Below are 14,053 nucleotides of genomic sequence, written 5' to 3' on the forward strand. Positions count from 1 at the left end.
TGAATAAGCAATAGCTCTTTGCATGATTTATATCAATTTATGCGTAATCGTTTGCACTTTCGACCCTGACTTATAGGTCCTCACTTGCTTAATCTCTCATTATTAAGTATTTACAAGAGCTTTTTTGAAATACAAAGAGGGTGAGAGAAGCACTCCAAAAAACAAAGAACAGCACAAAAGAAGGGATGATTGTGAGAGATAAAGAAGGTTCACTTCTTTAGTTACAAACAAGGAGGTGCAAGAAAGTAAATATTCTTCTCCATTTAAAGAGAGCCTTTCCTTGCCATGAAGAGAGCCTTTCCTTGATACAAAGAGAGGCTCTCTTCCTCCTTAAAAGAGCCTCTTTTAATTTATAACAACAGCTTGTCACAATTAAAGAAAAATATTTGTATCTTTGCACATAACCAATGGATCCATCATAGCCTATGCACAATCTGAGCTATTATATTGCTTATTTAGACCTTTACAAGGCTGAAATTATAAAAGTAATGCTCTATGTTTTGGTTGGTTATGCATTCTTCTACGATTGCTTAAGGGACACTCGTTCAGAGTACATAGCGTATCTTAAGGAGCAAACCTTCGACTTCAAAGTGGTGTCCTTTAAGTCTGCTCGGGAATACCAAGTAGAAGGTGTCGACCGAGACGGACGCACACGTGTACATGAAATAACGAAGTTCTGGGCAATAACCGATAAAGACCTAAGGGCTGGAAACAGGATTGTGAAGCAGAAAGGAAATACAACTCTTACGATCATCCAACCCGATACTATCCGTCGCTTCCCACTGTCGTTTAGTGATGGAGATGAGGTTTGGTAGGATTGAAAAGTTGTACATTCAAACAAGAAGAAACGACGAGTAATAAAGAACCAGCAATAGGGTTTCTATGCAAGAAACCAAACCTAAAAACCTATTAATATGATTTCTAAAATTGTAAAAACGCTTTTGCCCATCACAGCTTTCAGTTGTGTGCAAGGCAATGCCACAACTCCTAAGAAGCAACAGAAGCCTAACATTATATATATAATGTGTGACGATATGGGCTATGGCGACCTCGGTTGCTATGGTCAAAAGTATATCCTTACGCCTAACATAGACCGAATGGCAAAGGAAGGAATGCGTTTCACGCAGGCTTATGCAGGTGCTCCTGTGAGTGCACCATCGCGTGCTTGCCTAATGACTGGGCAGCACTCGGGACATACGGAGGTGCGTGGTAACAAGGAATATTGGCAGAATAGCAAGCCTGTTTACTATGGGGAAAACAAAGACTTCAGCGTTGTTGGGCAGCATCCTTACGACCCCAATCACATTATATTACCAGAGATAATGAAGGATAATGGCTATCGAACGGGAATGTTCGGTAAGTGGGCAGGAGGTTACGAAGGCTCTGTTTCAACACCTGATAAGCGAGGGGTGGATGATTTCTATGGCTATATATGCCAATTTCAAGCCCATCTCTATTATCCAAACTTCCTCAACGAATACTATAAAGAACGAGGAGATACGGCGGTGAAACGTGTTATCTTGACAGAAAACATCAATCATCCGATGTTTGGAGACGAATACTTTAAACGCACGCAATACTCGGCTGACCTCATCCACCAGCATGCCATGGACTGGCTGAAGGCTCAAACGAAGAATAAACCATTCTTTGGAGTATTCACTTATACGCTTCCTCATGCTGAACTTACGCAACCGGACGACTCATTAGTGGCGTTTTATAAGAAGCAGTTCTTCACTGATAAGACCTGGGGAGGGCAAGAAGGCTCACGATATAACGCTGTTGTTCACACGCACGCACAGTTTGCTGCAATGATAACACGCCTTGATTCATACGTAGGAGAGATTCTCAAGCTATTGGATGAGAAAGGTCTTGCAGACAACACACTCGTTATCTTTACCAGTGACAATGGTCCTCATGAGGAAGGTGGGGCTGATCCTTCGTTCTTCAACCGCGATGGAAAGCTAAGAGGTATTAAACGACAATGTTACGAAGGAGGCATCAGAATACCTTTCATAGCTCGCTGGAATGGACATATTAAGGCTGGTGTAGAGAGTAATTTGCCCTTTGCTTTCTATGACCTCATGCCTACTTTTGCAGAAATGGCAGGTGTAAAGGATTATGTACGAAGCTATCGTAATAAGAAAAAGACTATCGATTACTTCGATGGAATATCAATTCTTCCTACGCTCATAAACGATGGAATCGGACAAAAGAAGCACCCTTATCTTTATTGGGAGTTCGCTGAAACGGACCAAACAGCTGTTCGAATGGGGGATTGGAAACTGATAACTATTCATGGAATACCACATCTTTACAATCTAGCAAACGACCTTCATGAGGATCATGACATAGCAAATGAGCATCCAGATATCGTACAGAAGATGATAGAAATTGCTCAGAAAGAGCATACGAATAGTGAACTTTTCCCTGTTACAATGCCTTCATTGGATAAAAGATGACAATTAAGCAAATGTAGATAAGGATAAGTAAGATAAGAAAAGACACATAGACATGAACACAATAGCGCCATTTTCGCACCCTTTATATATCATGCTAAAGCCCGTCGGGGCTTCCTGCAACCTCAGATGTGAGTATTGCTATTATCTTGAAAAGGCAAATCTCTATAAGAACACACCAACTCGCATACTGACAGAAGAGCTATTAGAACGATTCACAAAGGAATATATCAATGCCCAAACCATGAATGAGGTTCTCTTTACATGGCATGGGGGAGAGACGATGATGCGCCCACTATCCTTCTTCAAAAAGGCAGTTGAACTGCAACGGAAGTATGCTAACGGGCGCAGAATAAGCAATACTATACAAACAAATGGTACGTTATTGACTGATGAATGGTGTGAGTTCCTACGTGAGAACAACTGGCTTGTTGGTGTATCTATTGATGGTCCACAGGAATTTCACGATGAATACCGACGCACAGCACGCAATGGTCCATCATGGTCAAAGGTTATGAAGGGGATTAAACAGCTCCAGAAACACCACGTGGAATGGAATGCTATGGCGGTAGTAAACGATTTCAATGCTGATTACCCGCTTGACTTCTATCACTTCTTCAAGGAGATTGGATGCCAGTTCATACAGATTTCGCCTATTGTTGAGCGCATCATACAACATAAGGATGGGCGACATCTAGCTACATTAACCGATAAGGAAGAGTTGCCAATAGCGGACTTCTCGGTTACACCAGAGCAGTGGGGAGACTTCTTGTGTGCAATCTTTGATGAATGGGTACGCAATGATGTGGGGCAAACCTACGTGGAGATATTCGATTGCATATTGGCTAACTGGGTGGGACAAACACCTGGTATCTGTGTGTATGCAAAGGAGTGTGGACATGCTGGAGTAATGGAGTTCAATGGAGATGTATACTCTTGTGACCACTTTGTGTTCCCTGAATACAAACTTGGTAATGTAAAAGATAAGACATTGATTGATATGCTTTATGGGGAGAAACAACGGCAGTTTAGCAAACTCAAGCATGCCTCGCTCCCACTTCAATGTCGTGAGTGTGAATGGGAATTTGCCTGTCATGGAGAGTGTCCAAAGAACCGATTTATAAAGGATAAGTATGGTAATCCTGGTCTTAACTACCTCTGTAAAGGGTATAAGAAGTTCTTCCAACACATTGCTCCATATATGGACTACATGAAGAACGAACTACTGAATCAACGTCCACCAGCCAATGTCATGAAAGTTGCTGACCAGTTAGGAGCAATCTAAACATACGTTTATTAAGAAACAGAAGAGCCGATACTCTTAACGAGTACCAGCTCTTCTACGTTAGTATTTATGAAAAATTTGAGAGAATATTGAGACCTCACGGCCTCGAGTTGTTTTACTTTTAAATGATTATTTATTGAGAAAGCATAGAAATTGTCTTACTTTGTTATGGATGACACAGATGTCTGTATCTTATGTTGCAAAGTGTCTACCTTTACAGAATCAGCCTTAGCAACGGAAGGACCTTCATGGGGTTTGTCTACGGCAGCAGTACTTGATACTGCACGTGAAGCGTCTTCATCAGAGAAAGCAACTTGCATTGCGTTCCCCAACGTGAGGATAATTGCTACTATAGCAGCAGCCTTAAAGAGTGGCATAAGACGATGACGCATCGTGATGATACGTGCCTTCACAGGCTCATCCTTCTCTATGATCCCCAATACCCTTTGATCAAAGTCACTGCCCAGTACGCTCTCTTCCTTCTCGTTCTTACTATATGTAAAAAGGTCGCGATAAGGTAGTAAAGCTGCTGGAATGTCCTCTTGAGAGAAGAACGCACGTAGAATCTCCTCTTCTTGAAGAGAAGTTTCACAGCGCCAATAGCGCTCCAGTAACTGTTCAATGTACTTATAATCCATAATTATCTAGTTTCAAATATCTTTGTTTGACCGCCTGTCTTGCTCGGAAGATATTAACCTTCACTTGCTCTTCAGTAATATCCAATATGACAGCTATCTCTTTATAAGATTTACCTTCGAAGTCTCTTAGCTGCATACAGCTTCGTTGTTTCTCAGGAAGTGAATCTACTATCTGTCTAATTAAATTCACCCTGTCAGCTTGAATCATTCGGTCTTGTGGATTAGATGAAGATAATGGTTCTACTCCTTTTACATCTTCTAAAGAGTTATTATCATTCTCTTTTTTCTTGATGCGATCGAGTGAGAGATTACGACATATCGTCAAGCTAAAAGCTTCAATAGAGTCTATGTCCTCCCAATCAGAGCGACGATTCCAAACCTTTATCAGCGTATCTTGCACTATATCTTCAGCCTCAAACCTGTTGAGTGTGATACGAAGTGCAAGCCGGAAGAGTTGATTCTTCAACGGCAAGATATCATCTCGAAAACTGATATTTTTCATCTTCTCACTATTTAAATGACGATTATATATGACTAAAAGTTACAGAGAATAGAACGAAAGAGTATCTATTTAACCTTTAATAACACATCATTTATGATTATCACCTTATTGTTTACGACAACACAATCTCAATAATCAAGAGTATATTATATTAATAAATCAAAGATTGCAGAGCATACTTTGGTTTTTAACTAAGTATTTAGATTGTATAAAATCGCATTACTCTTTAATTCGCCAAGTATGCTCTACCTCCTCTAGGAAATCATAATCTATTCCAAGTATGTGTAACCATAAAGTCCACTACGATAATTGCTAAGGAATTCCTTACCTTCTTCTAAAGAGATCTTACCTTGTTTAACACTCTTTGTTACCCATATTTCCAATTGGCGAACAAGCTTCTTCGGATTGTACTGAACATATTCCAGAACTTCTTCGACAGTCTCACCATCAAAGATCTGATCGATATGATACCCCCCATCCTTCACTGAAATATGTACGGCATTGGTATCGCCAAAAAGATTATGCATATCACCAAGAATCTCTTGATAAGCCCCGACAAGGAATACACCAAGATAATAAGGCTCATTTGACTTTAACGGATGAACTGGTAGTACATGACTACTACGCCCCATAGCAACAAAGTTTGATATTTTCCCATCACTATCACAGGTTATATCTTGCAATGTCGCATTACGGCTTGGACGCTCATTGAGACGTTGAATAGGCATCACTGGGAATAATTGGTCTATAGCCCAACTATCTGGAAGAGACTGGAAAAGGGAGAAGTTACAGAAATACTTATCTGCAAGAAGTTTATCCATGTTACGTAACTCATCAGGAACATGCTTCATGTTCTTTGCTAAGTTATTGATTTCATGGCATACACTCCAATACATTGCTTCTATCTCCGCACGAGTACGAAGGTCAACCAAACCATGAGAGAATAATTCTAAGGCTTCTTCACGAATCTGCTCTGCATCATGCCAATCCTCTAACATATTACGAGCATCAAGATTATCCCATATATCATAAAGGTCTTTTACTAGCTGGTGATCGGTCTCTTTTGCTTCAAATTCTTCAGACATCTCAGGTAAAGATGCAGTTTCAAGAACATCAATAACAAGAACCGAATGGTGTGCAGACAAACTTCTACCACTTTCCGTAATGATATTTGGATGTGGAATATCACTCTTGTTAGCTGCATCTACAAACGTATAAACGCAATCGTTGACGTATTCTTGAATACTATAATTCACAGAACTCTCACTACTGGATGAACGTGTACCATCATAATCGACTCCAAGTCCACCACCACAATCAACAAAGTCTACGTTATACCCCATCTTCCTCAGGTTCACATAATACTGTGCTGCTTCATTTAGAGCCGTCTGAATACGACGAATCTTTGTTATTTGCGAACCTATATGGAAGTGAATTAGACGCAAACTATCATGCAGCCCTTTTGCATCAAGCGTCTCTAAAGCCTGAAGAAGTTCAGAAGAAGTAAGACCGAATTTCGATGCATCGCCACCACTTTCAGCCCATTTTCCAGAGCCACTAGATGCTAATTTTATACGAATACCAAGGTTAGGTTTAACGTTAAGTTTCTTTGCTGCACGTGCGATAAGATCTATTTCGTTGAGCTTTTCAACGACAATGAAGATACGTTTACCCATCTTTTGCGCCAATAGAGCAAGCTCAATATAACTCTGATCCTTATATCCATTACAGATAATAAGGGAATCACTCTGGCATTGAACAGCAATTACAGCATGTAATTCTGGCTTTGATCCTGCTTCCAAGCCTAAGTTAAACTTACGCCCATGAGAGATGATTTCTTCAACGACAGGCTGCATTTGATTCACCTTAATAGGATAGATTATGAAGTTCTCAGCTTTGAAGTCATACTCTTTTTTTGCTTTTTCAAAACAAGACGAAGTCTTTTCAATTCGATTATCAAGAATGTCAGGGAAACGAAGTAACACTGGAGGTGTAACATCGCGTAGGGCTAGTTCATCCATAACATCACGTAAATCAATTTGAGTATTATCTTTACATGGTGTTACATAAACATCACCTTTATTATTAATACCGAAATAAGAAGTACCCCACCCCGACGTGTTGTACAGTTCTGTAGAATCTTCTATCGTCCACTTTTTCATTGTCGTTTCCTAACCCTTGTATATCTTTTTCAAACTATAAATAGAAATTATGAATCTTCACAACTTACCGTTTAACGTTATATCTAACGCTAACAACTGACAGACACCACCTACAGATATTTGAATCTTCTCATAGTTGTCCATCAAACTAACATCTAATGTATGCTTTGCCTTGGTGTAGAATGGTTCACGTTCTTGCAATTGTCTACAAACAAACTGGCGTACCTCCTCAGATTTCTTATTTAATAACAGAGGGCGAACAGACTTTCCCATCTGCAAATGACCATATAACACTTCAGGACTAGCTTTCAGATATATGGTCTCTCCCTGAGTATTCATATAATCCATATTATCAAAGAAACAAGGTGTACCACCTCCACAAGCTAGAATAACATTCTCAAACTCTGCCACCTCATGAAGCATTGCTTTTTCTATCTTTCGGAATCCTTCTTCACCTTTTTCATCGAAAATCTGCTTTATAGATTTTCGCATCCTACTCTCTATATACCAATCTAAATCATAGAAAGGAATGTTCAACTCTTTCGATAAGGCTCGGCCAATAGTAGTCTTTCCAGACCCCATATAACCGATAAGAATGATGCGAAGCGGTATGTTTCCAGCCTTGTTATCTGACATACTCACGAAATTTTCATATATCATTACACACTTTCTATGTCGTAAGAAAAAGTGTGATCAACATTATATTATAAAGGAGAGATCAGCTATCTTACTTTTTTCTCTTTGGCTCTGGAGCATTCTTAACAATATCCAAACATTGTTCGTAAGTCAATTCAGAAGCCTTATCATAAAGAGCTTTCGGCATACGATAATTCTTACCATCATAAGCAACGTATGGACCATAACGCCCATTCATCACCTCCATCTTAGCATCTTCTTCAAAAGTCTTCAAGTGACGCTGTGCTTCTTGTAGACGCTTTTTCTGAATAAGATTGATAGCAGCATCAAGTGTTATTGTTAATGGATCTTCCCCCTTGGGTATTGATGTGTATTTTTTATCATGGAGTACATAAGGACCAAAGCGACCTGCTCCAATAACAACATCTGAGCCTTCAAACTGCCCCAATGTACGTGGTAATTTGAACAATTCTAGCGCTTCTTCTAGTGTAATGGTCTCCATACTTTTTCCTGTAGGGAGTTGAGAAAAACGTGGTTTATCCTCATCATCCGCACTACCTATCTGCACAACGGGACCAAAACGACCTATTTTAACAAATACAGGTTTACCACTTTTCGGATCTATTCCTAATTCTCTTTCACCAGCTTTATGTTCAGAGCGAGCATTCATAACCTTCTCAACTTCTGGTTCAAAGTTCTCATAAAAGAGTTTCATCTCTTTATTCCACTCCACTTCACCTGCTGCTATCTTATCAAATTCTTGCTCAACTTTAGCTGTGAAGTTATAGTCCATGATGTCTGGGAAGTTCTCCATTAGAAAGTCGTTAACAACTATACCAACATCAGTTGGTATCAACTTTCCCTTGTCAGCACCAGCCATTTCCTTCTTGCTCTTTGATGTTATTTTCAATCCAAGCAAGGAATCAACAGCATATTTGCGCTCTTCACCTTTACGATCACCTTTCTGAACATATTCACGTTGTTGAATAGTTGAAATTGTTGGAGCATAAGTTGAAGGACGCCCAATACCCAGTTCTTCCAATTTGCGAACCAGACTAGCTTCTGTATAACGATTTGGACCTTGTGAATAACGCTCTGTTGAGACTATTTCACGACGCTCCAACACCTCACCTTCATGTATCACAGGTAAAGCATGTGACAATTCCTCATTCCCCTCTTCATCATCAGTTGACTCAAAATAAACTTTCAAGAACCCCTCAAAAGCAACAACTTCACCATTTGCAACAAACTGCAAATCAGTTTGAGAAGAACCATCTTCTGAACTCAATGCTATATTAACTGTCGTTTTCTCTATCTGAGCATCAGCCATCTGAGATGCAATAGTTCGTTTCCAAATAAGATCATAAAGACGTTTTTCTTGACTAGTTCCTTCAATAGAAACATTCTCCATATAAGTAGGGCGAATAGCTTCATGCGCTTCTTGAGCGCCCTTACTATGCGTCTGATACATTCTTACTTTACTATATTCTGTGCCGTATAAGCGTTCTATCTCCGCCTTACTTGTATTAATGGCTAAAGCCGACAAGTTAACACTATCTGTTCTCATGTAAGTGATACGTCCTGCTTCGTACAATCTCTGGGCTATCATCATTGTTTGACTAACCGTAAATCCAAGTTTACGAGCAGCCTCCTGTTGTAAAGTTGATGTAGTAAAAGGTGGAGCTGGTATACGTTTTAATGGTTTCTTCGTAATCGATGAAACCGTAAACTTTGATTGTTTGCACAATTCCAAGAATGCTAAAGCCTCTTCATGCGTCTTAAATCTTTTATTCAGTTCTGTCTTTATCTCGTTCTTTGAGCCATCTTCACTAGTAACAGCAAAGATAGCATTCAGACGATAATAAGGCTCTGGTTGAAAATTTTGAATCTCTCGTTCACGCTCAACAATCAGACGAACGGCAACACTTTGCACACGACCAGCACTCAAAGCAGGCTTTACTTTTCGCCATAAAACTGGTGAAAGACGGAAACCCACTAGACGATCTAACACACGGCGAGCCTGCTGTGCATTTACCAAATTCATATCTAAATGACGTGGAGACTCAATAGCCTTGAGTATAGCAGGTTTGGTAATCTCGTGAAAGACTATACGACTCGTATTCTCTTCGTCAAGCCCCAACACTTCACACAAGTGCCAACTAATAGCTTCTCCCTCACGATCTTCATCGGAAGCCAACCAAATCTTCTTAGCCGCTTTAGCATTCTTCTTCAATTCGCTGACAACCTTCTTCTTCTCTTCTGGGATTTCATAATCAGGATTCAACGTATCGACGTCAATGCTTAGTTCTTTCTTCTTAAGGTCACGAATATGGCCATATGAAGACATCACTTTATAGTCTTTACCAAGAAACTTTTCTATTGTTTTAGCCTTTGCAGGACTCTCTACTATTACCAGATTCTCTTGCATGATTACTAATTGTACATTTTTTCAAGGACGCAAAAGTACTTAAACTTTTTGCTTACACCTTATATAATAGATAATTTTTCTACTTTTTTAAGTATTCGTCATGCCTTTGAAGAAAATCACGAAGAGCTTGTCGGATGGAACGCAACCCAAATTGTTCTGTATGAACTTCATTCAAAGGGGTCCATATAGCACTTTCTACATCATCTGCAGGACACAACTTTTCCTCATTTTCGACCTTACAAACAAAGAAAGCATCAAGTGTTGGAATGTCAAAGCCACTATAACGATACTTATTGGGAAGCGAACAGAAATAACACTTCTCCTTAATGACGAGGTTCGTTTCCTCCATTACTTCACGTGCTAAAGCCTCTCCTATCGTTTCACCAATATCACAGAAACCACCTGGAAGATCCAACGTGCCACGTCCAGGATCAAACTTCCTTCGTGTTACTAGCAACTCTCCTTTATCATTCAAAATAAAGGCTGCTACAGCAGAACTAGGATTAAGAAAATATTCAAAGCCGCAACTCTCACAACGTTTACTCTTTTCATTCTGTTCAACAAAATGCTTACTTCCGCATACAGGGCAATACTGAAACTTCTCTAATACGTGCATAAAATGATTATTGGAGATGAATTATTGATTGAGAGAAAACTGATATATCCAATACCAAAAGAACAGTTGTTAACATAAAACTCACAATCATTAAAATACCTTTAGACTCAATGCCTTTTACTTCTTCAATTTGCAAATATACTAAAAACTCTAAACTTCCACTAGTTTAATCCTATATTTTTGTTAACTTTGCGCCAATAGGCTACAAATCTGCTTGTAACCAAGGAGGCATTACCTCCAGCATTAATAAAATTTTGATTATTACATCTTAGCGGATAAGAATCAAATAAACATTATATTAGAATGAAATTAAGAAAACTTTTTCTTGTAGCTGGATTAGCTGCTATTGCAATGTCAATGTCAGCTCAGAGGGCTTTTGATGTTAAACTCTATAATGGTCGTCCACCCTATGACAACGGCGACTCACAGGATACTGCAAAGGTTCGCGTATACCTTCCAATGGAAAAAGAAGCCACTGGGCGTGCTGTTGTCATTTGTCCTGGTGGCGGATACACCTCTCTTTCTATGGACAAAGAAGGCTATGATTGGGGGGAGTTCTTCCAGAATCAAGGTATAGCTGCTATCGTTCTAAAGTATCGTTTACCACATGGTGAACCCAATGTACCTATTTCTGATGCCGAACAAGCAATGAAGTTGGTACGTATGAATGCTACCAGTTGGAAGATTAATCGCAATGACATTGGTATCATGGGATTTTCTGCTGGTGGACATCTTGCAGCAACTATTGCAACATGTAGTCAAGGTGAGGCAAAGCCAAATTTCCAGATTCTGTTCTACCCTGTCATTTCAATGGTAGAAGGCTATGGGCATGAAGGTAGTCGTATCAACTTCTTAGGTAAACGTCCAAGTAAACGTGACGAGAAGAAATACAGTGCAGATATGAACGTTAGTCGTGTTACTCCTCGCGCATTCATCGCTCTTAGTGACGATGATGATACTGTTCCACCTGCAAATGGTGTCAACTACTACACAGAACTTTATCGCAATGATGTTCGTGCTTCACTCCATGTTTACCCTGGTGGTGGTCATGGTTGGGGTAGTAAGATTGGTTTCCGTTATCACGAAGAAATGATGATGGATCTCAAGGCATGGTTGAAGAGTTTCTAAACTCTTACCAACGTTATCCATAGAGACAATAGTTAACAACATATTGTTATCTGGAAAAACTTAATTAGCTTATAATTCTTGCGGGGTTGCCTTTACAGAGGCAATTCCGCATTTATTTTTGAACATCGAACTATTAATCTATTAACACTAAGCTTTGAGCCTACTAACACTAACCTTTGAATCGACTAACACTAATCTTTTTGAACTTTGACCATTGACTATTGAACTAGGAACTTTATACACTTGGCGCAGTTCTCCATTTAGCAAAAGACAATAAGGTTAAAATCAGAGGTCAACGGGTAGAGGGTGAGCCTGCTTTTTCTTTTCCTGCTGCAAAGATAAGCAGTTTTAGATAGAAAACAATGGGTTTTCGGGGTACAAGACTAACAAGTATTGCAAATACCGATGTAAGGCACTGTATTACAAGAAGATAAAGGTAAATGTAACCTTCTGACTATATCGACTTAACAAGTTAACCACTGACCTAACGGAATAAAGTCCAGAGAGCAAAAATAAATGATCAAAAGAAGAAAAGTTCAATATTACATCTCTAACAATCACAAAATCACAAAATCACAAATCACAAATCACAAAAAGGTAGTTTCAATATGCAAAATGGAATCCCATATAATATAATACCTTATTAATAAATAATAATATATAATGTCTATTTAAATTATGCGAAAACATGAAAAAACCTAAATGTGATTGTGATTGGTGTGATTTGTGATTTTAGTCTCTAACAATACAAGTATGTTTTTAACTTTGCTGTCACTTTTACATTACTCGCTTCTAACATACTCCCAACGAGATACAAAGTTTAAGTTGTGACAGCAATGACATCAACGACAAAAATGAGATTTTTTATTCTCATCATTGTTCTTTATTTATCTTACAAAAAACTAGTGGGGATGCACAAGTTTGTACATCCCCACTAAGATTACTATCTTTTTTATAATAGTTTCTCTATTTCTTCACTCAAATTCTGTATCTGTGATGGATTTTTTACAACGTTATTACCACGATCAATAAGATAGATGATTGGCATAGTCTGCGCAGGAGCAGTATATGCACGACTGATACCCGAATCATCATAAACGTTTATCCAAGGAAGACTGGCTACTTGTTCTTTCCAGAAATGAGCGTTATTATCGAGAGAAACCATGTATATCTCCAATCCACGATCATGATACTTGTTATAAAGTTCACGCATTTTCATGATGTACTCAGTTGATCCTTCTGCAGAGAAAACATGGAAATCGAGCAAGACAACCTTTCCTTTTAAATCAGTAAGATGATGTTCTACACCACGATTATCACGCAAAGGTAAATCTATAACTCCCATCTCCTTCGCATCTACCTCCACAGGCTTAGTTTGTGCTTGCACTATTCTCTCATCTTTCATCCCTTTGATGGTGATATTATGCAGGTTCTGTGTACGATCCGAACCAGGATAATAAGTGTCCCAACTCGTTGCAACAGCTCCAAACACCTTGTTATCCTTGGCATCCTTAGTAGGATCAAAGATTAAACGAGCTTCATTCCCCACTACAATGTATTGGAATAAAGCAAAGTAACTATAAGCACGCATTGGTTCTTTGAAGATGTAATTACGTGACACATCTTGCTTATAACCACTAACAAGAACATTCACTAAAGAGTCAGCTATATCAGGACGCTCGGCATAAATAGTTTGACACTGAGCTTGCAAGTCAACTTGCTTCAACGCTAACTCTTTTATCTTCTCATTCTCATAAGAACCTTTTACAGAATAATCTGTTGCCATCTGCGGATAAGTAGCTTGCACATTTACCGTTTCAGTAGAGTCTATAGCAATATTAATAATCTGTCCGGCAATACGCAAACGAAAGAACTCTGGATGATCAACCTTATCTGAAGAGAACGAAAAATTGCCCTTTTCATCGAGTTTTACAGAATCTATTGTAGAGAAACCCTCTAGACCATTATGCTCAAAATAGAGCACAGAATCTTTTGCATTAGCAATTGAGCCATTAACATGAAATTGTTCTCCAGCACAACTAGCCAGCACAATTACCCCCACTGCTATTATTCCTGCAACGAATATTCTTTTGATAGTATGCTTCATTAATTAATAGATATTACGTTTTTAACTTTTAAAGTTTCGTGCAAAGGTAACGTAAATTGATAAAACAGCAAAGCAATTAGTATCAAATATTATCA

Annotated in this window: 11 protein-coding genes; 4 read left to right on the forward strand and 7 right to left on the reverse strand. The window is 39.0% G+C overall.

Translation table 11 applies throughout. From position 1 onward, the window contains the following. Positions 1–425: 425 nt before the first annotated feature. From HMPREF9969_RS08835 to HMPREF9969_RS08845, 3 genes are all read left to right on the forward strand, one after another. Positions 426–815: a hypothetical protein gene (locus tag HMPREF9969_RS08835; RefSeq protein WP_009435402.1), complete on the forward strand. Its 390-nt coding sequence runs from the start codon at positions 426–428 to the stop codon at positions 813–815. A 99-nt stretch (positions 816–914) separates the two neighbouring features. Beyond that, the gene (locus HMPREF9969_RS08840; RefSeq protein ID WP_009435514.1) at positions 915–2,459 is read left to right on the forward strand and encodes an arylsulfatase; all 1,545 of its coding nucleotides are present in this window, start codon (positions 915–917) and stop codon (positions 2,457–2,459) included. Between the two features lie 52 nt (positions 2,460–2,511). Continuing rightward, positions 2,512–3,741 (forward strand): anaerobic sulfatase-maturation protein, encoded by a 1,230-nt coding sequence (locus HMPREF9969_RS08845; protein ID WP_009435412.1) that lies wholly within the window; start codon positions 2,512–2,514, stop codon positions 3,739–3,741. A 158-nt stretch (positions 3,742–3,899) separates the two neighbouring features. Here HMPREF9969_RS08845 and HMPREF9969_RS08850 read toward each other — a convergent pair whose 3' ends face one another. The 6 genes from HMPREF9969_RS08850 to HMPREF9969_RS08875 form a co-directional block, all read right to left on the reverse strand. After that, the gene (locus HMPREF9969_RS08850; RefSeq protein ID WP_009435544.1) at positions 3,900–4,379 is read right to left on the reverse strand and encodes a hypothetical protein; all 480 of its coding nucleotides are present in this window, start codon (positions 4,377–4,379) and stop codon (positions 3,900–3,902) included. Next, positions 4,369–4,881 (reverse strand): RNA polymerase sigma factor, encoded by a 513-nt coding sequence (locus HMPREF9969_RS08855; protein ID WP_009435466.1) that lies wholly within the window; start codon positions 4,879–4,881, stop codon positions 4,369–4,371. The genes HMPREF9969_RS08850 and HMPREF9969_RS08855 overlap by 11 nt, the downstream gene beginning before the upstream one ends. A gap of 269 nt (positions 4,882–5,150) precedes the next feature. Then, positions 5,151–7,043 carry a biosynthetic arginine decarboxylase gene (gene speA / locus HMPREF9969_RS08860; protein WP_009435484.1) on the reverse strand — a complete coding sequence of 631 codons (1,893 nt, stop codon included), beginning with the start codon at positions 7,041–7,043 and terminating at the stop codon, positions 5,151–5,153. Positions 7,044–7,100: 57 nt separating this feature from the next. Next, positions 7,101–7,679: a shikimate kinase gene (locus HMPREF9969_RS08865; protein WP_009435541.1), complete on the reverse strand. Its 579-nt coding sequence runs from the start codon at positions 7,677–7,679 to the stop codon at positions 7,101–7,103. A 91-nt stretch (positions 7,680–7,770) separates the two neighbouring features. Further along, a complete protein-coding gene (gene topA, locus HMPREF9969_RS08870; protein ID WP_009435473.1) occupies positions 7,771–10,107 on the reverse strand; it encodes a type I DNA topoisomerase in 2,337 nt (778 codons plus the stop codon). A gap of 79 nt (positions 10,108–10,186) precedes the next feature. After that, a complete protein-coding gene (locus tag HMPREF9969_RS08875) occupies positions 10,187–10,723 on the reverse strand; it encodes an NUDIX domain-containing protein (protein ID WP_009435448.1) in 537 nt (178 codons plus the stop codon). A 303-nt stretch (positions 10,724–11,026) separates the two neighbouring features. Between HMPREF9969_RS08875 and HMPREF9969_RS08880 the strand changes: the two genes are divergently transcribed. Beyond that, positions 11,027–11,851: an alpha/beta hydrolase gene (locus tag HMPREF9969_RS08880; RefSeq protein ID WP_009435538.1), complete on the forward strand. Its 825-nt coding sequence runs from the start codon at positions 11,027–11,029 to the stop codon at positions 11,849–11,851. Positions 11,852–12,803: 952 nt separating this feature from the next. On the opposite strand, the gene HMPREF9969_RS08885 is transcribed toward HMPREF9969_RS08880, so the two are convergent. Further along, positions 12,804–13,958 carry a TlpA disulfide reductase family protein gene (locus tag HMPREF9969_RS08885; RefSeq protein ID WP_009435438.1) on the reverse strand — a complete coding sequence of 385 codons (1,155 nt, stop codon included), beginning with the start codon at positions 13,956–13,958 and terminating at the stop codon, positions 12,804–12,806. Positions 13,959–14,053 lie beyond the last annotated feature (95 nt).

This window comes from Prevotella sp. oral taxon 306 str. F0472 (assembly GCF_000257925.1).
Lineage (GTDB): Bacteria > Bacteroidota > Bacteroidia > Bacteroidales > Bacteroidaceae > Prevotella > Prevotella vespertina.